At 53.1% G+C, this 26,109-nt stretch carries 20 protein-coding genes and 4 pseudogenes; 9 read left to right on the forward strand and 15 right to left on the reverse strand.

The genetic code is table 11. The features are described from left to right. Window positions 1-96: 96 nt before the first annotated feature. Entirely contained in the window at window positions 97-972 is an 876-nt protein-coding gene (gene ispE / locus ACMZI0_RS04305) for a 4-(cytidine 5'-diphospho)-2-C-methyl-D-erythritol kinase (protein ID WP_415672070.1), read from the reverse strand. A gap of 3 nt (window positions 973-975) precedes the next feature. After that, a complete protein-coding gene (gene lolB / locus ACMZI0_RS04310) occupies window positions 976-1,599 on the reverse strand; it encodes a lipoprotein insertase outer membrane protein LolB (protein ID WP_415672071.1) in 624 nt (207 codons plus the stop codon). Between the two features lie 259 nt (window positions 1,600-1,858). Between lolB and hemA the strand changes: the two genes are divergently transcribed. The 6 genes from hemA to kdsA are packed head-to-tail and all read left to right on the forward strand — an operon-like array spanning window position 1,859 to window position 7,187. Beyond that, a complete protein-coding gene (gene hemA / locus ACMZI0_RS04315) occupies window positions 1,859-3,121 on the forward strand; it encodes a glutamyl-tRNA reductase (protein ID WP_415672072.1) in 1,263 nt (420 codons plus the stop codon). 39 nt (window positions 3,122-3,160) lie between these two features. Next, entirely contained in the window at window positions 3,161-4,243 is a 1,083-nt protein-coding gene (gene prfA, locus ACMZI0_RS04320; RefSeq protein WP_415672073.1) for a peptide chain release factor 1, read from the forward strand. Further along, window positions 4,243-5,094: a peptide chain release factor N(5)-glutamine methyltransferase gene (prmC, locus tag ACMZI0_RS04325; protein WP_415672074.1), complete on the forward strand. Its 852-nt coding sequence runs from the start codon at window positions 4,243-4,245 to the stop codon at window positions 5,092-5,094. Before prfA ends, prmC begins: the two co-directional genes overlap by 1 nt. After that, on the forward strand, window positions 5,094-5,480 hold the full coding sequence (locus ACMZI0_RS04330; protein ID WP_415672075.1) for a SirB2 family protein: 387 nt from the start codon (window positions 5,094-5,096) through the stop codon (window positions 5,478-5,480). Before prmC ends, ACMZI0_RS04330 begins: the two co-directional genes overlap by 1 nt. 2 nt (window positions 5,481-5,482) lie before the next feature. Further along, on the forward strand, window positions 5,483-6,292 hold the full coding sequence (sirB1, locus tag ACMZI0_RS04335; RefSeq protein WP_415672076.1) for an invasion regulator SirB1: 810 nt from the start codon (window positions 5,483-5,485) through the stop codon (window positions 6,290-6,292). Between the two features lie 40 nt (window positions 6,293-6,332). Next, a complete protein-coding gene (gene kdsA, locus ACMZI0_RS04340) occupies window positions 6,333-7,187 on the forward strand; it encodes a 3-deoxy-8-phosphooctulonate synthase (RefSeq protein WP_415672077.1) in 855 nt (284 codons plus the stop codon). 89 nt (window positions 7,188-7,276) lie between these two features. Here the strand turns inward: kdsA and ydgH are convergent. Further along, window positions 7,277-8,216, reverse strand: a pseudogene (gene ydgH / locus ACMZI0_RS04345) (DUF1471 family protein YdgH). A 516-nt stretch (window positions 8,217-8,732) separates the two neighbouring features. Here ydgH and pntA point away from each other — a divergent pair. Both pntA and pntB read left to right on the forward strand, forming a co-directional pair. Next, entirely contained in the window at window positions 8,733-10,262 is a 1,530-nt protein-coding gene (gene pntA, locus ACMZI0_RS04350; RefSeq protein WP_415672078.1) for a Re/Si-specific NAD(P)(+) transhydrogenase subunit alpha, read from the forward strand. A gap of 10 nt (window positions 10,263-10,272) precedes the next feature. Next, window positions 10,273-11,661, forward strand: a complete 1,389-nt coding sequence (gene pntB / locus ACMZI0_RS04355) for a Re/Si-specific NAD(P)(+) transhydrogenase subunit beta (protein ID WP_415672079.1) — start codon at window positions 10,273-10,275, stop codon at window positions 11,659-11,661. 82 nt (window positions 11,662-11,743) lie between these two features. Here pntB and ACMZI0_RS04360 read toward each other — a convergent pair whose 3' ends face one another. The 7 genes and pseudogenes from ACMZI0_RS04360 to ACMZI0_RS04390 all read right to left on the reverse strand — a co-directional run bounded on the left by ACMZI0_RS04360 (window position 11,744) and on the right by ACMZI0_RS04390 (window position 17,568). Continuing rightward, on the reverse strand, window positions 11,744-12,064 hold the full coding sequence (locus ACMZI0_RS04360) for a hypothetical protein (RefSeq protein WP_415672080.1): 321 nt from the start codon (window positions 12,062-12,064) through the stop codon (window positions 11,744-11,746). Between the two features lie 156 nt (window positions 12,065-12,220). After that, entirely contained in the window at window positions 12,221-12,775 is a 555-nt protein-coding gene (locus ACMZI0_RS04365; protein WP_415672340.1) for a glycoside hydrolase family 3 N-terminal domain-containing protein, read from the reverse strand. Next, window positions 12,768-13,498 (reverse strand): annotated as a pseudogene (locus ACMZI0_RS04370) (glycoside hydrolase family 3 N-terminal domain-containing protein). Before ACMZI0_RS04370 ends, ACMZI0_RS04365 begins: the two are co-directional and overlap by 8 nt. Window positions 13,499-13,694: 196 nt before the next feature. After that, window positions 13,695-14,654, reverse strand: a complete 960-nt coding sequence (gene uspE, locus ACMZI0_RS04375; protein WP_415672081.1) for a universal stress protein UspE — start codon at window positions 14,652-14,654, stop codon at window positions 13,695-13,697. Window positions 14,655-14,774: 120 nt separating this feature from the next. Continuing rightward, a pseudogene (locus ACMZI0_RS04380) lies at window positions 14,775-15,397 on the reverse strand (helix-turn-helix domain-containing protein). Between the two features lie 170 nt (window positions 15,398-15,567). Beyond that, a pseudogene (gene ogt, locus ACMZI0_RS04385) lies at window positions 15,568-16,112 on the reverse strand (methylated-DNA--[protein]-cysteine S-methyltransferase). 376 nt (window positions 16,113-16,488) lie between these two features. Further along, window positions 16,489-17,568: a hypothetical protein gene (locus ACMZI0_RS04390; protein ID WP_415672082.1), complete on the reverse strand. Its 1,080-nt coding sequence runs from the start codon at window positions 17,566-17,568 to the stop codon at window positions 16,489-16,491. A 132-nt stretch (window positions 17,569-17,700) separates the two neighbouring features. Here ACMZI0_RS04390 and ACMZI0_RS04395 point away from each other — a divergent pair, with 132 nt between their 5' ends. Then, complete coding sequence (locus ACMZI0_RS04395; protein ID WP_415672083.1) at window positions 17,701-17,901, forward strand: hypothetical protein; 201 nt, start codon at window positions 17,701-17,703, stop codon at window positions 17,899-17,901. Window positions 17,902-17,954: 53 nt separating this feature from the next. Here the strand turns inward: ACMZI0_RS04395 and ACMZI0_RS04400 are convergent, their stop codons facing one another. The 5 genes from ACMZI0_RS04400 to ACMZI0_RS04420 all read right to left on the reverse strand — a co-directional run bounded on the left by ACMZI0_RS04400 (window position 17,955) and on the right by ACMZI0_RS04420 (window position 25,860). Beyond that, the gene (locus ACMZI0_RS04400) at window positions 17,955-20,441 is read right to left on the reverse strand and encodes a putative virulence factor (protein ID WP_415672084.1); all 2,487 of its coding nucleotides are present in this window, start codon (window positions 20,439-20,441) and stop codon (window positions 17,955-17,957) included. Beyond that, a complete protein-coding gene (locus ACMZI0_RS04405; protein ID WP_415672085.1) occupies window positions 20,438-23,425 on the reverse strand; it encodes a virulence factor SrfB in 2,988 nt (995 codons plus the stop codon). Before ACMZI0_RS04405 ends, ACMZI0_RS04400 begins: the two co-directional genes overlap by 4 nt. Window positions 23,426-23,429: 4 nt before the next feature. Continuing rightward, window positions 23,430-24,806: an SrfA family protein gene (locus ACMZI0_RS04410; protein WP_415672086.1), complete on the reverse strand. Its 1,377-nt coding sequence runs from the start codon at window positions 24,804-24,806 to the stop codon at window positions 23,430-23,432. 177 nt (window positions 24,807-24,983) lie between these two features. Continuing rightward, complete coding sequence (locus ACMZI0_RS04415) at window positions 24,984-25,655, reverse strand: MBL fold metallo-hydrolase (protein ID WP_415672087.1); 672 nt, start codon at window positions 25,653-25,655, stop codon at window positions 24,984-24,986. Continuing rightward, a complete protein-coding gene (locus ACMZI0_RS04420; protein ID WP_415672088.1) occupies window positions 25,633-25,860 on the reverse strand; it encodes a hypothetical protein in 228 nt (75 codons plus the stop codon). Before ACMZI0_RS04420 ends, ACMZI0_RS04415 begins: the two co-directional genes overlap by 23 nt. Window positions 25,861-26,109: the final 249 nt, after the last annotated feature.

A 26,109-nucleotide genomic window follows, 5' to 3' on the forward strand; every position in this document is an offset into this window, starting at 1 on the left:
GCGAGGTAACAGGTACAATATGCATACGGGTGTATGAATTAAGCGTTGATACTGAATACATAAGCCCGTTATACGGGGTCAATAGCTTATCAACGCTTAACGTTGCCCGGAAAGCGCACGGTGCAGAGGCGAAGTGTTCACGCCACGTGCAACAAAACCGTTTAGCATTTCCGGGGCCTGGTCAAGCACCTGACGAGCGGCGGATTCAGTGTCGAATTCGGCAAACACACAAGCTCCGGTTCCCGTCAGGCGCGCCGGTGCGTATTCTAGCAGCCATGAAAGTCGCTGTTCAACCTCGCGAAAACGTTTTCTTACGGTAGATTCACAATCATTGACGAAGGTCTGTTTTTGTAGCACTTCCAATGAGCGCACTGGCGTGTTGCGTGGTAAGTCTGGATCGCCAAACACCAGCGGGGTCGGAACGGAGACGCCGGGGTGCACCACCAGGTACCATTTTTCCGGCGGTGAGGCGGGTGTCAGTATCTCGCCAACCCCTTGCGCAAAGGCGGCATGACCGCGCACAAACACGGGGACATCTGCACCAAGCTGTAATCCCAACCGTGCCAAGGTGTCATCATCAAGGCCGCATTGCCACAGCTGATTTAACGCGACCAGTACCGTAGCCGCGTTGGACGAGCCGCCTCCCAGACCGCCGCCCATCGGCAGACGTTTATCGATACCAATATCGGCACCGTTATATGTCAGTTTGAGGCCCTGCTCATGGCAATAGGTCTGTAACAGGCGCGCTGCGCGCATGGCCAGGTTGGTGTCATCAGGGACTCCGGGCAGCGGAGTGGTCAGATTGATGATATTGTCGTTGCGAAGCGCGATATCAATCGTGTCACCATAATCCAGAAACTGAAACAGCGTTTGTAGCAGGTGATAACCGTCGGCGCGTCGGCCGGTAATATAGAGAAACAGGTTGAGTTTGGCCGGGGATGGCCACTGCGTCAGCTGCGCGGCATCGCTCATGGCTTATTGCACCGTCCAGTTATTCATTTTGAGCTTGATGCGCTGCTCACCTTGTGTCAGTTCCAGTGCGTTGGGCATGGTAGGGGTGACACTACCATCGTACCCAAGGTATTTCACTTCCCACGTCAGGCCGTTTTGCGCAAGCGTGGCGGTGTTGAGCCGCGCATGCTCATCCAGGGTAAACTGCTGCGCATCGCCCGGCAGGCCGATCATCCATTGGCGCAGGTTGGTGAGTGGGATACGCATCCCGGTCAACTTCGACAGCATGTACTCTGCGTCTTTGCCGGTATAACGCTTACCTTGTCCATCGGTGATCTGAATACCATCCGGCTGCGCGCGCAGCTCAAGTTCAGTGCCGCCGAACGGGTTGGTCAGTAGCAAGCGGTAGCGTTGCGGGGAAGACTCCTGCCAGAAAAAGTTGGCAGACAGCTTTTTGCTATCGGAGAGATAGGCAAATGCACCGCGAGTTTGATACTGGCTCAATTGCTGTACCTGCTGCTTATGTTGCAACCATGCGGGAGAGTCCGGCGTTGCACTGGGGCCGGAAGGTTTGGTCAGCGTACAAGCAGTCAAGAGTAAACTGGCTAAAGGCAGGAGCCGCAAGGCGCGGGCAGTGTTACTTAACATGTCGCATACATCCTATTAAGGGTCGAGAAACCCTGTCATCATGTCGAATGGATACAGTTTGCCATGCGTTGGAAGCGATGCCCAGCAGCAATGTATTGCTGTGTAAAGAGGAACGCGCTGCGCAATATCAACTACGTCATTAGAGGTACTTAGCGCCGCGTCGCTTTTCATGCTGCGCGGCATCAAGTAGAATGCCCCTACCCGAAGACCATACTAACGTCGGCATTACTCCTGACAGCGCTTATTCAAGAATGATTCAATGACCCTGCTTGCGCTTGGCATCAACCACAAAACCGCTCCGGTATCACTCAGGGAACGTATTGCGTTTTCCCCTGATGTGATGGGCTACGCTTTGCACAGCCTGCTTGCGCAGCCGCTGGTGCAGGGCGGTGTGGTGCTGTCTACCTGTAATCGTACTGAGCTCTATCTCAGTGTTGATGAGCGGGAGAACCAGCGTGAGCAGGTGGTCGATTGGCTGTGCCAGTTCCATCATCTTCATCCAGACGAACTGAAAAACAGCCTTTACTGGCATCAGGATAATGCGGCGGTTAACCATCTGATGCGCGTGGCCAGCGGATTGGACTCGTTGGTGTTAGGCGAGCCGCAGATCCTGGGGCAGGTTAAAAAGGCCTTTGCCGAATCACAACGCGGCCAATCGCTCTCCAGTGAACTGGAGCGCTTGTTTCAACGCTCATTTTCGGTGGCAAAACGGGTGCGCACGGAAACGGACATCGGTGCCAGTGCGGTCTCGGTGGCGTTTGCTGCCTGTACGCTGGCTCGACAGATTTTTGAATCACTGGTCGATGTTACCGTTTTGCTGGTCGGGGCAGGGGAAACTATCGAGCTGGTGGCGCGTCATCTGCGTGAGCACCAGGTGAGACGCATGGTGATCGCCAACCGAACTCGCGAACGGGCGCAGGCCCTTGCCACAGAAGTTGGTGCAGAAGTGATTACACTGGGTGAACTGGACGATTATCTGGCACAGGCGGATGCGGATATCGTGATCAGTTCTACCGCAAGCACACTGCCTATTATCGGAAAAGGCATGATGGAACGGACGCTGAAAGCCAGACGTAATCAGCCAATGCTGATGGTGGATATTGCCGTGCCGCGTGATATCGAGCCGGAAGTGGGCAAGTTACCCAACGTCTATCTGTACAGCGTTGACGATCTGCATGCCATCATTCAGCATAATATGGCGCAGCGCCAGGCGGCAGCGGTGCAGGCTGAATCTATCGTGCAGCAAGAGAGCGCCGATTTTATGGCCTGGCTGCGTGCGCAATCTGCGGTAGAAACCATTCGCGAATATCGTTCACAGGCAGAAGCTATTCGCGCGGAAATGACGGCGAAAGCGCTGGCGGCCATTCAGCAGGGTAATGACGTGGAAGCCGTACTGGATGCGCTCACTTCGCGTCTCACCAACCACCTGATCCACGCGCCCACCACCTTGCTGCAGCAGGCTGCCCGCGACGGCGACCTGAACAGATTACACATTTTACGCGACAGCCTTGGGCTGGACTAGCACCCCTCTATTCTTAGTTGACAGGAATTAACCGCACGCATGAAGCCTTCTATTGTTGCCAAACTGGAAGCGTTACAAGAACGTCATGAGGAAGTACAAGCCCTGCTGGGTGAGCCGAGCGTTATCTCCGATATGGAGCGCTTTCGGGCATTATCTCGCGAATATGCGCAGTTGATGGACATTACGCGCTGTTTCCAACGCTGGCAGCAGGCTCAAGAAGACAGCCAAACAGCTGAGTTGATGCTGGATGATCCGGAAATGCGCTATATGGCGCAGGAAGAATTAAAGCAACTGAAAATCGACAGCGAGGCGCTGGAACAGCAGCTCCAGGTGTTGCTGTTACCCAAAGATCCTGACGATGAGCGCGGCTGCTTTCTGGAAGTGCGTGCAGGTACTGGCGGTGATGAAGCTGCGCTGTTTGCCGGCGATCTGTTTCGCATGTACAGCCGGTATGCCGAATCGCGCCGTTGGCGGGTTGAGATCATGAGCGCCAGCGACAGTGAACACGGCGGCTATAAAGAGATTATTGCCAAAGTGAGTGGCGATGGCGTTTATGGCCAGTTGAAATTTGAGTCGGGTGGCCATCGCGTGCAACGTGTACCCGCTACGGAATCGCAAGGGCGTATTCATACCTCCGCATGCACTGTGGCTGTGATGCCAGAAGTGCCTGAAGCGGAAACCCCGGATATTAATCCGGCAGATTTACGTATTGATACCTTCCGCTCTTCCGGTGCTGGTGGGCAGCACGTTAACACCACCGATTCAGCCATTCGTATTACTCACTTGCCGACCGGAATTGTGGTGGAATGTCAGGATGAACGTTCCCAGCATAAAAACAAGGCGAAGGCCATGTCCGTGTTGGTGGCACGCATTCGTGCAGCAGAAGTGCAAAAACGTCAGCAGGAAGAAGCGTCAACCCGACGTAATCTGTTGGGCAGTGGCGATCGTTCTGACCGTATTCGTACTTACAACTTCCCTCAGGGGCGCGTGACCGATCACCGCATCAACCTGACGCTTTACCGCCTGGATGATGCGATGGAAGGGAAGATGGATATGCTGATTCAGCCCGTGGTGCAAGAGTATCAGGCCGATCAGTTGGCTGCATTGTCCGAGCAGGAATAATGGACTATCGCACTTGGGTGGCGACGGCGGTACAGCAGCTGACGCACAGCGAAAGCCCGAAGCGTGATGCAGAAATTCTGCTTGAACATGTCACGGGAAAAGGGCGCACGTTTCTGCTGGCGTTCGGAGAAACGCTGCTCGATGACGCGCAGCTTCAGCGTCTGTCGGCATTGCTGGCACGCCGCATCCACGGTGAACCTGTTGCCTATTTGACCAGGGCGCGAGAGTTCTGGTCTTTGCCGTTGGCTGTCTCCCCGGCAACCTTGATTCCGCGTCCTGACACAGAATGTCTGGTGGAACAGGCGTTGCAGTGCATGGCTCCGCTCAGTGCGCCGTTGGTGCTGGATCTGGGCACTAGTACTGGCGCGATCGCGCTGGCATTGGCGAGCGAGCGTCCTGATTGCCAAGTGACAGGCGTGGATATCCAGCCGGAAGCGGTGGCACTAGCGCAACGTAACGCCGCGGCATTGCAATTGCCTAATGTGCAATTTCTTCATGGCACCTGGTTTGCTCCGGTCGTGCAAACGCGTTTTTCCCTGATTGTCAGCAACCCGCCCTACATTGACGCGCAAGACACGCATTTACGTGAAGGGGATGTGCGTTTTGAGCCGCTCAGCGCACTGGTGGCTGCCGAAGGTGGATTAGCGGATTTGTGCTGGATTATTGAACGCGCCCCGCAGTATTTGAATAAAGATGGCTGGTTGCTGCTGGAGCATGGCTGGCAGCAAGGCGAACCGGTAAGGCAATTGCTTCATCAGCGCGGTTTTCGTCAGGTTGCCACCTGCCGCGATTACGGCGGCAACGAACGCGTGACGTTGGGGCAGTGGCTTACGGCAAGGAGAGAGGCATAATGGTCGTTCTCACGCTCACGGTGCATTTGCTGGCCGTTGCCGTCACGCTGAGTCTGTTTGTGACGCGGTTTTACTGGTTATGCCGCCAATCACCCGCTCTGCATCGGCGTTGGGTCAAGGTGGTGCCGCACATTAATGATACGCTACTGTTAGTCAGCGGAATTGCACTGATCGTTATCAATCGCTTTTATCCTTTCATCGCGCAAGAAAGCTGGCTGACGGCGAAGCTGTTTGGCGTTATCATTTACATTTTACTGGGACACATCGCGCTGGGACGTCGTCAACGTAGCCTGAGCCTGCGCTGGATGGCATTTATCCTTGCCTTGGTGTGTTTCTTTCTGATTGCACAGGCAGCAATCACTAAACTCGCATTTCTGATGGAATAACTATGAGTTCTATTGCGGATTTTGAATTCAATCAGTCGCCGTTAAGTGAAGGGGTTATTTTAGTTTCACAGATAGTGCGAAGTGACTTCTCCGCCCAGAATGTACGCAAGAAGCTGCAACAGTTGGTCGATGAAGCGCGTAAGGCCATTCCCCGCGATCTGGATCAGGATCAGCAGCTTGATATGCTGTTGACGCTTTTTTATGGTACCTGGGGATTTGGCGGTGCCGGTGGCGTTTATCGTTTATCGGATGCGCTATGGTTGGATAACGTGCTCGAGTCCCGTCAAGGGATGCCGGTTTCGCTGGGGATTGTGTTCCTCCACATAGCTCACGCGCTAGATTTACCGATGATGCCGGTGATTTTCCCGACACAGTTGATCCTGCGTGCTGATTGGCTGGATGATGAGATGTGGCTAATCAACCCGCTCAACGGCGATACGCTGAGCGAACACGTGCTGGATGTGTGGCTGAAAGGCAACATTGGTTCTTCCACGCAACTGATGGATGAAGATCTGGACGAAGCGGAAAACGTACTGATAGTACGTAAACTGCTCGATACGCTTAAAGTGGCTCTGATGGAAGAGAAACAGATGGAGCTTGCGCTGCGGGCCAGCGAAGCGGTGCTGCAATTCGATCCTGAAGACCCCTACGAAATTCGCGACCGTGGCTTGATCTATGCACAACTGGACTGTGACCACATTGCACTGTCTGATTTAAGTTACTTTGTGGAACAGTGCCCTGAAGATCCGGTCAGTGAGATGATTAAAGTGCAGATTCATTCGATTGAACAAAAGCAGATCGTGTTGCACTAATTCATTTTTTTAATGTTAATCACTCCGATAAGGTAACAGCATGAAGAACAAAGTGGTCAAGGTCGGTGATATCCCTGTTGCCAACGACGCGCCTTTTGTCCTGTTTGGCGGTATGAACGTGCTTGAATCGCGCGATCTCGCCATGCGTATTTGCGAACATTATGTCACTGTAACGCAAAAACAGGGCATTCTGTACGTGTTCAAAGCCTCCTTCGACAAGGCCAATCGCTCCTCTATTCATTCTTATCGTGGGCCGGGTCTGGAAGAGGGCATGAAAATCTTCCAGGAACTGAAACAAGCCTTCGGTGTAAAAGTGATCACCGATGTGCACGAAGCGCATCAGGCCCAGCCCGTTGCTGAGGTGGTTGATGTGATCCAGTTGCCTGCCTTTCTGGCGCGCCAGACCGATCTGGTGGAAGCGATGGCCAAAACCGGCGCGGTTATCAATGTGAAAAAACCGCAGCTTATCAGCCCGGGACAGATTGGAAACATCGTTGACAAGTTCAAGGAAGGCGGCAACGATCAGGTAATTCTGTGTGATCGCGGTAGCAACTTTGGTTATGACAACTTGGTGGTGGATATGCTGGGTTTCAACGTCATGAAACAGGTTTCTGGCGGCTGCCCGGTTATTTTTGACGTGACTCACGCGTTGCAGTGCCGCGATCCTTTCGGTGCAGCCTCTGGCGGTCGTCGCGCGCAGGTCACCGAACTGGCGCGTGCGGGCATGGCCGTGGGGCTGGCGGGGCTGTTTATTGAAGCGCATCCGGATCCGGCCAATGCCAAATGCGATGGCCCGTCAGCATTGCCGCTGGATAAACTGGAACCGTTCTTGCAGCAAATCAAAGCGATTGATGATCTGGTAAAACAGTTCCCTGAACTGGATACCAGCAACTGATAGCGTGCTTTTAGCAATACCTTCCAAAAGCAGATTCCCGCCTTGGCGGGAATCTGTCATTTCAGTTCAACAAAAGCACCTGTATTCTGTTACTTATACAGATCTGCGCTGATGGTCATATTGCTGCCACTGCTTGGTGATGTGGTAATACTTGGCCCCTTTGTCGGCGGCACGTTTTGCCACCGCTTCTGACACATCTGTCGTTCCGTTGAAATTGCCACGGAAGGTGATGGAGTCGAACGGGGTCATTTGAGCTGCTGTGGCTTTGTTCAATTCCTGAATACTTTTGCCGTCGTGCAAATTGACGGTGTAACGTCCGCCTTTTGATGCCTGGGTTTCATAGAATTTACCCACATTGCGGCTCGGGCTGCCAGACATAGCGACACCGGGGATTTCCACCTTGGCAGCCGCTTCACCACCAGCAGCCAGCGCGGCGCGACCCGCTTCTGAATCGGAGGGGATCACGTCAGTGCTCTGCACCACGCGCTTGGGTGCATCGGCTTTATAGACGTAAGCGGTGATTTTCTGGTTAGTGCCGGTGCTGTTGATATCTACCTGACGCACGATAAAGAACGAGGCCGCATTTTTCTCTTTTGCTGCTTTGGCGATGGCAGCATTGACGTTGGGCTGGGTCGAGAAATATCCGCTGACCGTCACGGTATCAAATGGCTCCAGATGGTAAGCATCATATTGTGGCAGTTCGCGAATACCATCAAAGGTGCGCTGTGCCGGCGCGGAATCTGCCTTCGGTGCTTCTTTGTGGTACAAGTCAACGTATACCGTCTGGCTATTGCCTCTGTTTTTCTCATTGATCGCCTGAATGTAAAACGCATCAGCACCGGCTTTGTCGGCGCGCTTAGACGCTGCAGCTACCGCATCAGAAATAGCATCAAAACGGCCATTGAAAGAAATGCGATCGAACGGTTTTACCACGGCAGCTTGTTCTGGCGTCAATTCCTGAGCCGCATGGGCCGAAAATGCCGCGAGAGAGAGGAGGGTGGACGCGATAACGCGGGTCTTCAGCTTCATAAAAAATCCTTTCGCCTGACGCATGGAAGGTTGCGACATAAAACGTCATCACCTGATGACACAACGTGATGGCGATTATGGCACGTAATCACCGCTCGCGCCTCTGCATTTTGTTAGAGGACAATGCAATATCAGGGGGTAAGGCATTCGCAGCACAAAAAAGGGAATAATATCCATTAATGATAATTTACGCGCTATAAGTGAGATTTATAAGGATTGTCCGTAATAACAACCCCGTAACAAGCGGGTTTTGTGAATCACCGCTAAATACGTTTCGGAAGATAATGATAAAAATAAGGCAGATAGCGACGGCTTTTGGCCATTCGCCGAAGTTTGCTAAGCATTTGCAGGAAAGTGATTTTATATATGGATCATCGATCACATTTTCAGTAGGTTATATGTCATTGCCTTGTGATTGTTGATAACAGAACGTTGCGCAAGCATTGCCGGGCAATCGAGTTATCAGGTGGGGTGACAATAAAAACTTCGTATAAAATTAAGCGAAAGGAAATCAGTATGCGTATTGGTATACTAAAAGAACGGTTGGCCAATGAAGCGCGTGTAGCAGCAGCGCCGAAAACGGTGGAACAGTTGCTGAAACTCGGCTTTGAGGTCTCAGTAGAACGCGACGCGGGTAAGTTGGCCAGTTTTGACGATGCCGCTTATGCCGCCGCGGGCGCATCGATTGCGGAACAGGCAGATGTCTGGCAATCCGATATTATTTTTAAAGTCAATGCGCCGTTGGAGGATGAAACGGCGTTATTGCGTGCAGGCAGCACCCTGGTGAGCTTCATTTGGCCTGCCCAGAATCCGGCGTTACTGGAGCAACTGGCGCTGCGCCAGGTGACCGTGATGGCAATGGATTCTGTGCCGCGTATTTCCCGTGCGCAATCGTTGGATGCCTTGAGCTCTATGGCCAATATCGCTGGCTATCGCGCCATTGTGGAAGCTGCTCATGAGTTTGGCCGCTTCTTCACCGGTCAGATCACCGCTGCCGGTAAGGTCCCCTCCGCCAAAGTCATGGTTATCGGTGCGGGTGTGGCGGGGCTTGCCGCGATCGGTGCGGCAGGCAGCCTGGGCGCTATTGTGCGCGCCTTTGACACCCGTCCGGAGGTCAAGGAGCAGGTACAGAGCATGGGTGCCGAATTCCTTGAGCTTGATTTTGAAGAAGAAGCGGGCAGCGGCGACGGCTACGCCAAAGTGATGTCCGAAGCCTTTATCAAGGCGGAAATGGAACTCTTTGCCGCACAGGCAAAAGATGTCGACATTATTGTGACCACGGCGTTAATCCCCGGCAAACCCGCTCCGCGTCTTATCACCAAAGAGATGGTGCTAAGCATGAAACCGGGCAGCGTGGTGGTCGATCTGGCGGCGCAAACCGGCGGTAACTGTGAGTTGACGGTGGCCGATCAGGTGACCGTTACTGAAAATGGCGTCAAGATTATCGGTTACACCGATTTACCCAGCCGCTTGCCGACCCAATCGTCGCAACTTTATGCCACAAACCTGGTCAATTTGCTGAAACTGCTGTGCAAAGAGAAAGACGGTAATATCACTGTCGATTTTGACGACGTGGTGATCCGTGGCGTGACCGTGGTGAAAGAAGGCGATGTCACCTGGCCAGCACCGCCGATTCAGGTTTCTGCCCAGCCGCAACAGGCCAAACCGGCCGCCGCTGCGCCGAAGGTAAAAGCGGCACCGGCTTCACCGTGGAAAAAATACGCGTTCATGGCACTGGCTATTCTGCTGTTCGGTTGGCTGGCAAATGTGGCACCAAAAGAGTTTTTATCGCATTTCACCGTGTTTGCGTTGTCGTGCGTGGTGGGCTATTACGTGGTGTGGAACGTCAGCCATGCGTTGCATACGCCGCTGATGTCCGTTACCAACGCCATTTCGGGCATTATTGTGGTGGGGGCGCTGTTGCAGATCGGTCATGGCGGATGGGTGTCATTCTTCTCCTTCATTGCCGTGTTGATCGCCAGCATCAATATTTTCGGTGGTTTCACCGTCACCCAGCGTATGCTGAAAATGTTCCGTAAAAACTAAGGGGTAACACATGTCTGGAGGATTAGTTACAGCTGCATACATTGTTGCCGCTATTTTGTTTATTTTCAGTCTGGCAGGGCTGTCAAAGCATGAAACATCGCGTCAGGGCAATATCTTTGGCGTCACCGGGATGGCGATTGCGCTGATTGCCACCATTCTGGGACCGAATGCCGGAAACGTTGGCTGGATTATTGCCGCCATGGCGATCGGTGGTGCAGTCGGTATCTATCTGGCACGTAAAGTCGAGATGACTGAAATGCCGGAACTGGTAGCGATTCTGCACAGCTTCGTGGGGTTGGCTGCTGTATTGGTCGGGTTTAACAGCTTCCTCGATCACGGAGAAATTACCGATCCGGTGATGGTGAATATCCATCTGACCGAAGTTTTCCTCGGTATCTTTATCGGTGCGGCCACTTTTACCGGTTCCGTCGTGGCGTTTGGCAAGCTGCGCGGCATTATTTCATCCAAACTGCTGATGCTGCCGCATCGTCATAAGATGAATCTGGCGGCGCTGGTGGTGTCGTTCCTGCTGCTGTTGTGGTTTGTGAATAGCGGCAGCGTGGCGGCGCAGAGCGTTGCGTTGTTGTTCATGACCGCCTTTGCACTGGTGTTCGGTTGGCATTTGGTGGCATCCATCGGCGGTGCCGACATGCCGGTGGTGGTATCGATGCTGAACTCCTATTCTGGTTGGGCAGCGGCGGCGGCGGGCTTTATGCTCAGCAATGACTTGTTGATCGTGACCGGGGCGTTGGTCGGTTCTTCGGGCGCCATCCTCTCTTACATCATGTGTAAGGCGATGAACCGTTCGTTCATCAGCGTGATCGCCGGTGGGTTCGGGACGGATGGTTCCTCGACCGGTGCCAGCGAAGAAGTGGGCGAATACCGTGAAGCATCTGCGGAAGAGGTAGCGGACCTGCTGAAAAATTCCAGCTCGGTGATCATTACACCGGGATACGGGATGGCGGTGGCGCAGGCGCAATATCCGGTGCATGACATCACGGCTAAACTGCGCGCACGCGGTATTAAAGTGCGTTTCGGTATCCACCCGGTCGCTGGACGTTTGCCGGGCCACATGAACGTACTGCTGGCCGAAGCCAAAGTGCCTTACGACGTGGTGCTGGAAATGGACGAAATCAACGACGATTTCGCCAATACCGATACTGTGCTGGTAATTGGTGCTAACGATACGGTAAACCCGGCGGCGCAGGAAGATCAAGGCAGCCCAATCGCGGGGATGCCGGTATTGGAAGTGTGGAAGGCGCAGCACGTTATCGTATTCAAACGCTCTATGAACACCGGCTATGCCGGGGTGCAGAACCCGCTGTTCTTCAAAGAGAACACCCAGATGCTGCTTGGCGATGCCAAAGAAAGCGTGGAAGCGATTCTCAAAGAGTTGTAATTGGTTTCGTGCAAAAACGTATGTTGTTGAGAGCAGGGGAAATTCTGCCCTTTTTTATTTCTTATCTGCTCAGTGGGTTGGGTTACCAGCTCAAACCAAAGCCGCGAGGAAATGCCACCGTGCCGGTGTTGGTTGTTGCATCATAGTTTTCCCAGACCGTTACTGGCAGCTTGCCTTGTGGCGAAGCGTTTTCTGTCAATACTTTCGCCAGCGATATCATGGATTTTCCGCGCCATACGCCGTTGTCATAGCCAAAATAGGCATAACTGGCGAGGGCGGCGTCAACGTCATTGCCATACAGAGCGATGTCATAGGGGGCGCGCAGTGACAAATGTATCCGCTTTTTACCGATCGACCCCGCATAGCGCAACCAGCCAAGGTAGCGGGCAGTATCGTTCTGCATTGTGTTTTGCGTTGTGGCTATTCCATCTTTTTCTACCGGGGTAAAGCTGGTTGAGAGCGTTCCCAGTAGAAATACATCACATTGTGCGATTCGCTGTCGAATTTCCTGATCCGTCAATTGGGATTCTTTGGCTATCTCCACATTCGGGTAGCCATATTATTCCATGGTCATTTTGATGCCGCTGGCCTGCTCCTCCCACGGTGTCAGAATAAAATAGCGCAACATTTTATCGAGCAACGGTAGCGTGGCGTGTTGATTAATCACTACGGTTATCGAACGATCGGCAATCAGGGCTTCGGTGTCGTCGCAGGGCGATGCAACTGGGGTGTTGCTGGCATAGCCTAACAGCTGGTAGCGCTGTTTCAGCGTAAGGATGCGCGCAACGGACTCGTTGATTTCTGCCTCGCTGTAGTAACCCTGTTTTACTTTTTCAACAATTCCGGCAATCAATGTTGACAACGTTGCCCCCTGTTCTGGTGTCTCAACGCTGATAGGCATCAGCGCAATATCAACGCCTGCGCGAAACACTGAGTCCATCGCGCTTTCTTGCGTAAAATGATCGGCAATGGCTCCCATATCCAGCGCATCGGTGATGGTTACGCCCTGATAGTTCAGTTGTTCGCGCAACAGGTTGCTCTGTATTTCCCGTGACATGGTTGCGGGGACAATGATGCTTTCGCCGCTTCGGGTAGTGATGTGGCTGTTATCCAGCGCGGGATATGTGGGCCGTCATGATCATATCAGGGGCGGCATGATGTTCGATAGCCTGAGCAAAAGGGGCGATGTCGATGGCGAATGCCTCTTGGCGCGAGCGATCGACACGAGGCAAAGACGTGTGAGAATCACTTGACGTGTCACCGTGCCCAGGGAAGTGCTTATAAGCTGTCATCACGCCTTGTTGCTGCATACCTGCGGAGATTTTTTCTGCCAGCGTGGTGACGGTTGCCACGTCATCGCTAAAATTACGCACGTTAATCACCGGATTGAGCGGGTTACTGTTAACGTCGACCACCGGGGCAAAGTTGGTATTAATGTTTGATGCTCGCAGATCGTGCCCCATATGTGCCCCCTGCGTGTGAGCCAGTTGCGTGTCACCGCCGCGGCCAGGGCCATATTGCCCGAGAACGAAGCATACTCGTCGCGCGGTAAGCGAAATATGTTCCCGCCTTCATTGTCAGTGCCGATAAACAGCCGAACCCCTGAGACGGTTTGCAGTGACGCGTACCAGGATGTCAGCGTTTTAATTTGTACTTTATTTTTTAAATTGTTGGCAAACAGGATGACGCCACCAATGTGATTGATACGCAAGAGATTGGCGATGACGCCATTGGGTTCGGTCATATCCTGCCGCTGCCAGCGGCGAAAATCCAGCATGAGTTTTTGCCCTATCTTTTCTTCCAGCGTCATGGCATTGAGGGTTTGCTGAACGTCCATGGTAGGTCTCCTGTGTAAATAGCGTTTTAATTCGTCTCAGCTAAGACAAAGATAAACGGGAAAACGTGTTAAACCGTTTGGCAACGTAAGCGAGATTACAGCATAACGTGTTTGAGGATGACGGTGAGCGCATAAAAAAACGAAATCGGCCATCCGGTCGATTTCGTCCAAAGAGGTTGATTATAACCTTGAAGGGTTATGCTTTGGTATCCTCACTTTCGCCATCGAGGGTTACCGGAGAAACAAAGTCATCGGGTTTGATGGCCAGCAGGTCGCATTTCAGGTGATCGATAACGTGCTCAACGGTATTACCGATAAATGCCGCAGACAACCCGGTGCGTCCCAGTGAGCCCAGCACCACAACACCGGCCTGCAAATGCTCTGCCAAATCGGGGATAACCTCTTCCGGCAGCCCTTTTTCCACATGAGTCAGGCGTTCATCCAGCGAAAATTTCTGGCGTAAGGATTTCATAGCAATTAGATGCTGGCTACGAATGGCATCGTTATAGACACCGGGATCGAAATCGGGCAATTCGATGGCAATATTTATCGGGGTAACCGGATATGCGCCGACAAGATGTACCTCCGTTTGATCGACCTGTTTGGCTAATGCCAATGTTTCGGAAACCAGCTTGATGTTAAGCGGGTCGTGGTAGGGGTCTTCACTGGCAAGGTTCACTGCGACTAGCGCACGGCCATTATCGGGCCAGGGCTGGTCTTTCACCATCCACATCGGGCAGGGGCATTTACGTAGCAGTTGCCAATCCAGCGGGGTAAAAATCACCGCTTCCAGCCTGTCGTGCTGGTGCGCCATTTTTAGTACCAAATCGTGCTGATGGGCGATCACTTCCTGGATAATGGCAACATAGGGTTTGTTGTGCCATATCACTTTAATATCAATGGGGATACCGGCTTCAATGTAATAGGAGCATTGCTCTGCAATCCACTCCTTACGCTGCTCAATGACACCCTGGCGCATTTCCGTGCGTTCGTCCGGCGATAGCAAGGTGGTCATTTCGTAAGAGAAGTCATAAATCGGCAGAAATGCCTTGATACGACCGCCTAACCGCTGAACCAGATAGACGGCACGCCGCAGTGCGGGCTGGTCATCCTGATTCGGGTCAATAGCTACCAGTAAGTTCTGATACGTTGCCATAGGTCCTCCTAACAGCTGTCAACTTACAGCTGGTAATTAAGAGTACCCCATGGGAATCGTTTTTAACAACTGGTGATGAGAGCCGGATCAACAAAATAAAAACGATGTCCTGGCAATAGGTTAGGCTTTGGCGCGTGCCGTTCCGGCCAGTTCAGACAGGGCATCAATATTCTCAATGGTGATGTATTTTCCCTTCACCGCCAGAATGCCGCCTTTCTGGAAATGGCCGAGCAAACAGCTGATGGTTTCAACCGTAAGCCCTAAGTAGTTACCAATATCGCCGCGCGTCATGGTCAGACGGAATTCACGCGGAGAGAAGCCGCGCTGGGCAAAACGGCGTGACAGGTTATAAATAAAGGTGGCCAGACGCTCTTCTGCGTTCTTTTTCGACAGTAACAGGATCATGTCTTGATCGCTGCGAATTTCACCGCTCATCGAAACCGACCAGATCGCCGGCCAAATGGAAACCGGTAATCTGTTCGTCACCCTGTTCGGTGATGGTGTAACTTTTAATGGTCCCAGAACGGATAGCGTAAAGGAATTTCAGTTCATCACCGGCCTTGAACAGCGCTTGTCCCTTTTGGATCGGCTTCTTCCTTTCAATCAATGATATTATCGAGCTGATCGAGCTCGTGCTCATTTAATATAAAAGAAATGCACAGCTGGCTGATGCTGCAATCCTGACAATGGATTGCACAACCACCAGACTGAATACGCCGAATAATTCGCTTTTCCGGGATCATAGACTTTGCTCAGTCGATAATTGATATCGGTCAATTTTAACAGCTTTTATCGGTCATGGTAAGTGTCGTCATTCGGATATCAAACGAATAAATAGGGTGCATAGATTGCTATTAAAAGAAAAACGGTATCGGTCACACCTTTTTCCGTTATCCAATAATTAATCAATATGTCATTGGTTATATAGCGGTAATGCGCCTTGACACGCAATGGCCCCTTCATGTGCCAGTAACCAGGCTTTACGTTGCACGCCGCCCGCATAACCGGTTAGTGCGCCATTGGCACCAATAACCCGGTGGCAAGGGACGACAATACTGACAGGATTGCTGCCGTTCGCCATGCCGACCGCGCGCGATGCTGTGGGCGAGCCGAGGCGTGCGGCCAACTCTCCGTAGGTGATGGTGGTGCCGCAAGGGATTTTGCGCAGTTCCTGCCATACCTGTTGCTGAAATGGCGTACCGAGGCTTGCGACCGGTAGCGTATCGATAACATGCAGTTCTCCGGAAAATAGTGCGCTAACGCCTGGGTTAGGCCGCCCGGATTGACCGCTTCCATTAACTCAAAGGGATCATTTTTATAACGCCGTGCCAGCAGACGGTATAATTCCTCCTCATATTCTTTCCACTCTACGGCACGTAATCGGTGCTGCTCATCAGCGATCACTAATAAATCCCCAAGGGGAGTGGATAAGGTATCGAGCAAAAAGCGTTGTGGCATGATTCAGGTCCCTTAATGCGACATATCCATTTATTGGGGCATTATTGCCTACACAATGGAAGAATGAAAATAAATTGAGATCGCCATCACGTAAAACAGCCGGAAAAGTGAATAACGTCACGCTTTAATGCCACGAAAATGTGATGTTAGTCACCATGAAACTCTGGTATTTGCGATAACTCTCACAACTTTGCTACATATTCCGTTTTCGAAGAATTTCCCTTTCAAAACAGCGTTTCACCTGTTCCAAGCAACGCTTATGCTGACAACCACTTACCCGCGGTGCCTGTCAGTCAGAGGACGGCTAGCGGCAAGATTCCGCTAATTGATGCAAGTGCTCTGGGGCCATTAGCATGCGCAGAAAGTGCGGGTAATCTTACTGATGTTGCGTCAGCCAGTGATGTAATTTTTCAGCAAAGACCTGGGCGTCGTTACAGTGTTGCTCTCGTGTGGCAACCGTCGCACCGTAGTTCATGGTAAAGAGTGAATCGGCAACCGGTTGTTTTGCATGGTCGCACAGCGCTGTGTACCACCAGGCGCAATCCCAACTGGCAGCCAGCCGCGCGGAGAGCGGTTCGGGCAGTAGTCCGGCGTGATGGATTTCTCGTGCTGACTGCCGCAGGTGATGGGCATAGAAATGGGATTGCTGGCGTTCAAGGGCCACCAGTTCATATTGATTACTCCCAAGTGAGCGATCGTCAGTCGGGAATAGCGGCTGGAAAGATTGCGCCCAGTTGGCGCTTCGCGTTTCTGCATGTAACAACGGAATGGCCTGTTCCAGGGTGTGAGGTAATTGACTATGGCGGTGCAACAAGCGTCCAAGGAAATACGGGGTTTTACACATCCAGTCATAGCTATTGAAAAACAGCGACTGAACGGCATCAAGACTATTAGCTCCGTTAACCCCATGGTTGTCATGCAACCAGCGCTGAAACAGTGCGGCGGCATGAAGATCACCGCTGTCGGAGTGGTTGATCAACTGCGCCAATCCGTACAGGTTGATTTCGTTGACCGAATCCAACAGCGAACTGTTGTTGATCCACTCCCAACTGATGCGCGCGCTGATGGCTTCGAGCTCATCGCCAGCTACGGCATGCGCCCAGCTCAAACGCCCCTGAATTTCATTCACCAGCATGCAGGGCAGCAGCGTCCAGTCGTAGTCGATGCCCCACAAATCGAATTCGATCCATTTTTTATTGCCGAGGAAAGACATCAGCTCTGGGTTATTGGCAAAGCCGGGGCGGTAATCCATCGCCGTGGCCTTCATCGAGACGCGTACATCATCGGGCAGACTGCTCAGGGTATTATGCAACTGACGACGCGGCCAACTGTCGTCAAGGTAATCGCGCAACACCAGTTTTTTTCCGTGCAGACGCAAAATGCGGTGCAGCACTTTCATGCTGTGTTTCCACTGCTCAGGATGAAAGGTCGGGGTTTGCAGGCTCAGTATCATCAAATGTTATGTCAATAAATTCGGGGGCTGCGACGTGTTATCAACGTAGTCGAAAAGAAGTTTGATGATGAAAGAGGGCTGTGAACCTTTTCTGGAACAGGCAAAACCACGCAGGCTTCAACATCTGCATCCGAAATGACATTATCGGACATCAAGCATGCCGTTGAGCGCTATTTTGCCACAATGACAGAAAAATCCCTCTACTACGCCGCCTGTTGCATGTCCGATTATGACGTCAGCCTGGCGCGGTTGCGCGATCATATCATTGATAACCACCATTCATCACTGCTCGCCACACTTGAAATGAACGGCACGCATATCGAAAACTATCCCTGATAGCAGCAATCTGAAGGTTCGCCCCTGCGCCACAACGCGAAAGGGCGAATCACTTATTTGGCGCCAGCGGGAGTGGGTTTGAAAATTTGCAGGATAGCACCCAGCTGTTTGCGCTGTTCGGCATACAGTTCACCACCGGCAGAGTGCCCGGCATTTTGTAATATCAGGGTATTGAGTCCAACCAGCCAGTCATACACGTAAAACGCGGTGTTATTGGTGGGCGTTAATGACAGTTTAGTCAACCGTTTAGCCGCTCCCCAACTGATTGCCTGTTTTTCCGGTTTTGCGAAAATTTTACGACCGCGGTTGATGCGGCTTTCCGGTCGTTGATTCTCAGGGAGATTTTGGAAGCCCAGCCAGGCCACAAAATCGCCGAGAACCGTTAGGGCGCGAGACACCTGGCTGTCGATTTCATTATCCGAGTAGGCGCTGGGGTGATCGTCTTGATTCAGCGTAGCGTGCAGCACCTGACTGATGCCCTGACGCAGACCGGCGGTAATGATCTCTTCCATCAGCATTTCCAGCGTCGGTTTACCCAACCCGAGCAACTCGACCAGCGGCGCGTTGTCCGGCAGGTTACGCATATGGTTTATCCAAAAGCGCAGCACCTGACGGGCAAATACCGTGTTGATATCTACATCGCTCCGCGTTTGCGCTGCATCATCGTGCGCGATATCCAGCGGAGCGTCGCTGAATAGATCAATATCCATACCGATGCCAAACGGATCGGCGTTTGTGACGGTAGCGCTTTCCAGCACCGGATGGCTGACATTGCCAGTGGACGTCTGGCGCTGCTGTTGATACAGACGTCGCAGCTCATCCCGCGTTGGCAGCATGAGCTCCAGCAGTTCTCCGTGTACACCGGGGCGCGTCTGTAGTGACTTCAGGACTGATTCGGCGACTTTCTGTTTTCTCATTGCCGATATTTCACTGTCTGATTGATACCAGCCGCCGAGAATGTGTTCGGACAGTTCATTTTGCATGTCATGCAACTGCTCGGACAGCCGTGCCAGCTTGGTTTCCCGTTTCACTTCGGTATCCAGCCAATTGGCCATGCGTTTTACACCGCGTTCATCCGTTGCCAACATGGTTCCCCAGGATTCGCCCGGGTTGCCCACATAGCGCTGAACGCCTTCATCGTAGTGGGTGTTGTGCAGTACGAGCTGATCGAATTTGGTGACGGCCCAAATCAGACCGGGTTTGTGTTGGCTGCGCTGCTGTGCGGTTTCCCCTTGCGTCTGTTTCACCCAGTAATCCAGCGCTTTGCCTACTGCTTTGACATCGGCACGTCTGTCCACCGCAGTACAGACCATTAACAGATTGATGGCGTGCTGCTCGGTGTAACGCTCGAGTAAATAGCTCGCCTTGGCATGAAGCAGGTGTTTTACCAGCACCGGATAGCGCTGTGCAGTACCGTGATCGTTCCCGGCACTGGCGGTAACCTGTACGCTGCTAAGGGGATTAAAACCAGGGATATCAAGCAGGTCGACTTGCTCAAACAGCGGCTCGCGCGTCGGCGATTGCAATGTCACCACCAGTTCCACGGAGAGAAAGGCCAGTTCCGCCAGTGAAAGCTCAACCGGTTTACTGGCGCGGTTGTTGATGACCGGACATACATGCACACTGGGGTCGGAAGACGTATTGAGGTAGGCAACGGTCGACAGGTTCATGATGCCATCGGTAGGCAGCAAGACGTCATCCACCAGCACGCTTAACGGCGCCAACACTTTGTGGCTGTAGTTCAGACGCTGTAGCGTATGCGCAAACTGCCGATACGCCGCGGTATATTCCTCTTTGCCCTGCCACAGCACCGAGAACAGTCGCGCACGATCGTCAATGGTCAACGCAGGGGTGAGGGTTATCGCGGCGGGCCAGAAGTGAGTTTCGAGCCACTTTTGCCGTTTGCCATCATGACGGGCCAGACTGTCCCACAGGGCAATGACTTCATCACTGCTGAACCCCGGAATCGCTTCAGGCTGACGATGCATCGCCAGCAGCGCCATCTGATCGGCCAGTTGCTGTTCGTCATCGGCCAGTCCGCGCGGCGTTTGTGGTGCAACGGCAGTGGCCAAATGGGCCTGCGCCAGAATATTGACAATATCCGCTTCGCTCAACAGTAGCAGTTGAACCGGGTAGGTGGCATTTTTCACGCCGGGTTGTCGAGTAAAGCGGGTCACCAGTCCGGCGGGTTGACTCTCAGGATTGATGTGCGCCTGATAGTCCAGCGTATGGCCACCGAGATCGCTTTCCAGCAGGCCATTTTCGCCAGCGGCCAGCGAGGAAATCAGGTAGGTTTTTCCTTCCTGCGCCTGACCAAACAGCCCAATGGCCATCTCTTTTCCAGCGCTGTCGGCCAGACGTTGTGCCTTGTTGCGATGCCGACGCAGTTTTATCGCCAGCGTATCGGCTTCCATCTCCAAACGCGGCGAACGGGGACGGTTTGTTTCCACCCAGGCAATGGCCTGCTCAATACCGTCTGATACGGCAGTCAGTTGCGTGGTTAACCGGGTTGAAAGTTGTTTTGGCGTCAGTGCTCTCATTTGGTAAATACGCTCCCGCTGTCAATCCAGTAATGTGTGGCACCGGAAGCTCTGTCAGCCAGCGTATTAAGCCGCAGTCGCAGATAATTAAGAGGAACCTGACTGCCATCTTGCAGCGTGGCGTCGGCAATTTCAAAACGTTCTGGTGCAGCTTGTCCCGCTTCACGCACGACTGCCAGGCGCAGATGCAATACGCTGTCACCGGCAAGCTTACGCGCCAGCGGCTGATCGGTAATGGTCAGCGTGTAAAGCGGTGTCGCGGGCCAGCGTTCGTTATCCAACTGGCGGAAACCCAGTCCAATACCGCCGCGCACCGAGAAGTAACCGCGTTTGTCCAACTCGAAGTCGGCGGCGTCCAGATCGATGTCGCTGTAGTAAAGGTTATCCTGGGTTAACTGTTGATTGTCATCGATCATGCCGAAATAGCGGATGGTCGAGTAGGGTTCAAAATCGCCCGCTTTGAAATAAAAGCCCGGCAGGCGGAGATCCAGTGCCAACAGACAGAGCATGGCACCGACAGCCGCCGTAGATTTAGGGTTCTCAATACGACCAAATTTATTGAACGGATACCAATCGCTGGTGTGGTAGCCATCCAGCGACACGATGCGGCTGGTGGGCAACGGTTGAAGATAACGGAACAGCGCCTGTACGCCGGGGAAGCGCGACGGGCGTCCGGTGAGCAGCAGCACATCACAGTCATAGAGTGCTACCACTTCGCACAAAGAGCGCAGGTTTTGCGTGATACTGATGCGGTTTGACAAAAACTCGCCGTGCAATTTACTGAGCCGAACAATAAGCGGCGTGTGCAGAATATCAAATGCAGGGGCATCCGCCGGTTGTTCGCGCTGAATTTCGCCGTTCAGATAATCCAACACCTTGTTGGTCGGGCGATGCGGCAGCAGTTCACCAAAGGTGGCTTCCAGTTCGGCGCTCATGTCGAGCGGATCGAACCCTTCATAAGACTCCAGAATTGCGCGCCCAATCGGCATCAGAATTTGCAGCGTAGATTGCTGACGGAGTGCGGATTGCCCATCCATTCTGCCTGCGTTACCAAACAGCTTGTCCATCACGCTGTCAGGATTGACGATCCCGGCTTTTTTCAGCGATGCGTGCAGTGCGGGCAGCACGTAGAGCTGGATCATATCCAGTAAAATGTCGTCACCCGCCACTTTGAAACCTTCGCGGAACATCAGCAACGGGCTGATCTTGACGTTACTGCCGATGCTGTCATCCAACGTGTATTGCGTCACGGCGAGATCGGTGGTGCCGCCGCCGATATCAATGGAGGCGACGCGTAAGGTCTGTCCTGGCCGCTCATCAGCATCGCGTACCCGATCAGGCCGGGCCTGACTGGCGAAAAATGCTTTGGTGTTGCCACCAAAATTCACCTGGCTTTCGTTGTAGAGATAAACCATCTGACCGCAGGTGGCTTCATCCCACTCCATTTGCACCTCAGGCACGCGGAAGCGGCTTGCGGCTTTCTCCTTTTCGGTGCTGAACCCGTCATCAGCCGGGTGCCAGCCCATCGCTTTCCAGACCAGGCCAATCGCTTCTTGCATGCGACGACGAAAAATTTCGCGTTCTGGCTTTGGCATGGCGGAAGGCAGCGTCAAAATGATGTTACGCAGGCGTCGCGGTGCGCTGTCGTTCATCATTTTTGCGCGCTGCGCCGCGCTGTTCATTTGGCTTAACGCTTGTGCCAGCAGTTCACACAGCATCAGTATCATCAATGAGCTGCGGCTGTATTGTGCTGAAAACACAGGAAGACGATCGTCGAACGGCACATTAAACAGCGGCTGACCTTCATCATTCATCAGATGGGTGAACGGGGCCGCGATGGCGTGAGGCTCCAGCGCGGCGTTACCGACGGTTTTACTGAACCGCCAGCCTGGCGCGTAACTCTCTTCATCCCACAGATAACGGCGCGGGCTGGAAAGACCGCTGGCGCCCTCGGTGCCAAGACGGACCAACGCCATGCGACTGGCCTCTCGGCCAACACGCACGATAGAAGACCAAAGAAATGCGTCCTCTCTGCCACTTTCCAGCGAGAAATTGGGTTTGCCAAACTGCGCTTGTGCAAATTCGATTCGGCTTTCAAACATCTCATTGTAGATCTGATGGGGCTGCTCCAGATCGCGCAATTGCAGCTCATAGCTCTGACTCAGGCCGTTGTGTGCTTCTGGATGATCTTCGACCAGAATGCCGCAGGTATGTGAGTTGCCAACATCCAGAATCAGGTCGACCGCAATATCAGGCTCTTGTCGCGTGCCCGCAACCAGCGTGATTTCCGGGATTCTCAGCTGTTTGCCCAGCATATCAAGCAGATTCAGATAGTGGGCCTGATACTCAAAACCGCGTAGTGCGGTGCGTTGGTCTGCCTCACTGCGCTGCTCACGCTCTGTCGCATGTTGGGTAAAGACTTCGCGTAACCAGCCATCCACCCAGGTCAAATCGAGGAATTCACCTAACTCTTCGCTATGATAGGCCAGTGTGAATTTCAGGCCAGCTGTAATATCGCTTTCCGTCGGAGCGAGCAGTTCATTTTCATCACCGTCCGGGTAGACCTTGGTGTCGAAAACGATGCAGATACGGTGAGTATTGCCGTCCTGATCCGACCTTGGCAGCGTAACGACCTTGATGCGCGCCCAGTTATCCGGGCCACCAATAAATGTACGCGGCGGGTTGAAACGCATAAAGGGCAACGGCAGCCACACATTACTCAATAACAGCAGCGATTGACCCAGCGAGAAGCTGGATTCAGGGCGCACCACTTCTGGTGCGGTCCCCATCGGGGCTGGCAAAAGATATTTACCGTTTTCCTCGTTAAGGATCAGGCGCAGCAGTGGGCCGTTAGCCGTTTTGCGGACAAACTTGCCCGGGCCCTGCACATCAATTGCCGGTTTGAGCGCAAAATCCAAAAATTGCAGACCGCTGTCCTGGATGAGAGTGATCTTTTGTTTATAGTCCGTAATCGTGGCCAGCATAGGGTTATTCGCTCTCACGCTTGAAAGTCAAAGGGATCAGATTATCGTCGTCGTAGCGGCCTGAGCACTCAGCCGCGCCGCTGGCTCCCTGGGTGCAAACAATTTCAGGCATCTGATAGCGCGATCCGTCACTACAGCGCGCTTTGACCCGGCTGTTGATAATCAGGTTGCCCGATTGCATTAATCCGGCGCTGACGTTGGCGCGGCAGGTGACGCCATCACCGTGAGTGAGACGTACCGTGCCCTGACCATCCTTGAGTTGATAACGCAAGCTGGCCGGTTTCCCAATGGTAGGGGTTTTGGTATCGGCAGTGACGCGCCAGTTACCGTTAAGGAAATCGGTTTTGCCCAGCTTGACGGCCAACGCAGGCATCACCAGCACATTTTTGTCTACCGGTTTGGTCTCTTCCGGTTTCGTCTCAGCGACCACATTTTCAACCGGCGGTGCGCTCGGGGCGGCAGGTTTCTGCGCAACAACCGGGACTTTTTCTGCTTCAGTGGACGTTTCAGCAGCAACAGGCGGTGGTGCTATCGGCGTGGCATTTTGTGTGACGGACTCGGCTTCTTTGGGTTTTTCCGTGGCGGGCAGTACGCGTTTTTCCGGCGTATGCGCGACCACCGGCTCTGACGTTACCGGTTTGCTGGGTACGCCTGCGCGGAATTGCCAAACCAACGCACCGGCCAACGCCATGCCCGGTGCTATCCACCACCAGCGGCGTAATGCCGATTTCCCTTGAACAGCAGGCTGCACTGGAGGGATTGCCACCTTGGGAGCTTCCTCTGACTCGTTTTCCGGCTCAACCGGCAATGAGGACGTTTCCGCATAGGCCGCTGCGGCATTGGGCTGGGAAATGGGCGGCGCAGCAGGCTCAACCAGCGGCTGTGCCGTGATGGCCGGTAACGCTTCGCGCAGGCATTCTAATGCATCGGCTCGCGGTTTTTGGTCGAGATTAATAAAGCCCCAAAAGGTAATCACGGGGTGCCCATTGACCAGATAAACGTAATTTGCAGCCGGGAATTGGAACGCCTTGGCGAGCAGGACTCCAAAGCGTTGCTGAGCCGCACTTTCTGAGGCGAGCGCGCGTTCACTCAGGGTGGCGACGGTGGTCAGGCAGGTTTGTAATTGCTCCAGAGCTGCGTCTCGTTCCGCCTCGCCCGCGGCCATCCATGAGGTTACTTTTCCTTCGCCGGGGGCATACCAGTCAAGACGATCGCCCGTTTCGTTAGGCTGTGGAATGGCCAGGCAATCAGCGATCTCTTGTTGTCTCCGTAAACGTAGGGTTTCCCGCAACTGAAGTGCCGATGCATACACCGGCTGCCCATTTTCGCCCAGCGCAAAAAAATCGGCCAAACTTCCGCTGCGTAGTAATGATTTTGCCAAGAAAAAGACCTTATTAAATGGATGGTTAAAATCTGGGATCGAATCAGTTTACTATAAAATGTACTTTAAACCTGAAATGGCAATGTCAAACGCATAAAGAAACGACAAAACCGCTAAATATTTGACCTATCAACGCCGTTTCTCAGGTTAAGTATCACATTGCGGCAACTTTTTTCTCTATGGAGTGTCGTTTTTCGAGTAGGCCGTGTCAGATGATGAGGGCGGTATCGGGACCGTGCTTTTCGACAATGTATGTTGCATGGGGACAAGGGGCATCCACCATAACGGTAAAGGCGAGGATGAGTGACTATCCACCACTTCACCCAGTCGCGGAGAAAGCACCCGGATTCCTTTCTGCGCGGCCAGCGCATGGCTACGCTGCACCGGTTCCGTCCAGTGGTGCAGTGACAAGGTAAACATTCCCCAGTGGATAGGAACAAACGTACGTGGTGCCAGATCGAGCACGGTTTGAACGGGTCCAAATCGCTCTCTGATAGCCGTAAAGTGATCGTTATAAGCAGAATCGCCGCTATAATACAGTGTCTCATGAGGGCGTTGCAACACCCAGGAGCACCAGAGAGATTTGTTATGGTCGAAGGGCGTGCGCCCCGAAGCATGGCGTGCCGGTGTGGCGGTCAATGTCAGCGTCTTCCAGGTGTATCCCTCATACCAATCCCGTTCGGTAATGCGTCCGGCCGCAATGCCCCATTTGCGCAACGTTTCGCCCATACCGAGCGGGGTAAGGAAATGGGTTTTCTTGTCGCGAAAAAAATCAATGGTTGCGCGGTCCAGGTGGTCATAGTGGTTATGTGAAAGCACGATCACATCAATGGCTGGCAGCGCTTCCATGGGCACCACTGGCGGTTGAAACCGTTTGATGCGAAAGGGAAAGGGCGCGGCTGAAGCTGAAAAAAAACGGGTCGATCAGCAATGTGACGCCATCCATATTCAGCAACAGGCTGGAATGACCAAACCAGATAAAGCGGGTTTTATGTTCTGGTTTAAGAAACTCTCTCCAATTCGGCATCACTTCCGGCAAACATTGTTCCGGCATACGGGATCGTGCAGTAAACAACAAGCGTCTAAGTACGGAGAGCCGTTCGCGCCACCCCATGTGCAGATAGACGCTGGGTCGCATATTATGAAAGCGCTGATTTACCGAAGAATGAAGAATAATGGAGAGGTGCGGCGTTTGAAATTGCCTTTTCGGTCATGGTGTCACTCCACCATAAGGAGAAATTGTGCTATCAGGGTAAAAACTCCGCATGACAGCGTTACGCGTGTTTAGTATGCTAAACAAACC

Source organism: Symbiopectobacterium sp. (assembly GCF_047692315.1).
In the GTDB taxonomy this organism is placed as follows: Bacteria; Pseudomonadota; Gammaproteobacteria; order Enterobacterales; family Enterobacteriaceae; genus Symbiopectobacterium.

Excerpts from the sequence above, each read along its gene's own strand:
- uspE (WP_415672081.1), bottom strand. The coding sequence starts at position 14,654 with ATGGCAACGTATCAGAACTTACTGGTAGCTATTGACCCGAATCAGGAT.
- ACMZI0_RS04400 (WP_415672084.1), bottom strand. The coding sequence starts at position 20,441 with ATGAGAGCACTGACGCCAAAACAACTTTCAACCCGGTTAACCACGCAA.
- pntB (WP_415672079.1), top strand. The coding sequence starts at position 10,273 with ATGTCTGGAGGATTAGTTACAGCTGCATACATTGTTGCCGCTATTTTG.
- ACMZI0_RS04360 (WP_415672080.1), bottom strand. The coding sequence starts at position 12,064 with ATGCAGAACGATACTGCCCGCTACCTTGGCTGGTTGCGCTATGCGGGG.
- pntA (WP_415672078.1), top strand. The coding sequence starts at position 8,733 with ATGCGTATTGGTATACTAAAAGAACGGTTGGCCAATGAAGCGCGTGTA.
- ACMZI0_RS04415 (WP_415672087.1), bottom strand. The coding sequence starts at position 25,655 with ATGGAAGCGCTGCCAGCCATTGATGTGATCGTGCTTTCACATAACCAC.
- lolB (WP_415672071.1), bottom strand. The coding sequence starts at position 1,599 with ATGTTAAGTAACACTGCCCGCGCCTTGCGGCTCCTGCCTTTAGCCAGT.
- ACMZI0_RS04420 (WP_415672088.1), bottom strand. The coding sequence starts at position 25,860 with ATGCCGGAACAATGTTTGCCGGAAGTGATGCCGAATTGGAGAGAGTTT.
- kdsA (WP_415672077.1), top strand. The coding sequence starts at position 6,333 with ATGAAGAACAAAGTGGTCAAGGTCGGTGATATCCCTGTTGCCAACGAC.
- sirB1 (WP_415672076.1), top strand. The coding sequence starts at position 5,483 with ATGAGTTCTATTGCGGATTTTGAATTCAATCAGTCGCCGTTAAGTGAA.
- ACMZI0_RS04395 (WP_415672083.1), top strand. The coding sequence starts at position 17,701 with ATGACATTATCGGACATCAAGCATGCCGTTGAGCGCTATTTTGCCACA.
- prfA (WP_415672073.1), top strand. The coding sequence starts at position 3,161 with ATGAAGCCTTCTATTGTTGCCAAACTGGAAGCGTTACAAGAACGTCAT.
- ispE (WP_415672070.1), bottom strand. The coding sequence starts at position 972 with ATGAGCGATGCCGCGCAGCTGACGCAGTGGCCATCCCCGGCCAAACTC.
- ACMZI0_RS04405 (WP_415672085.1), bottom strand. The coding sequence starts at position 23,425 with ATGCTGGCCACGATTACGGACTATAAACAAAAGATCACTCTCATCCAG.
- hemA (WP_415672072.1), top strand. The coding sequence starts at position 1,859 with ATGACCCTGCTTGCGCTTGGCATCAACCACAAAACCGCTCCGGTATCA.
- ACMZI0_RS04330 (WP_415672075.1), top strand. The coding sequence starts at position 5,094 with ATGGTCGTTCTCACGCTCACGGTGCATTTGCTGGCCGTTGCCGTCACG.
- prmC (WP_415672074.1), top strand. The coding sequence starts at position 4,243 with ATGGACTATCGCACTTGGGTGGCGACGGCGGTACAGCAGCTGACGCAC.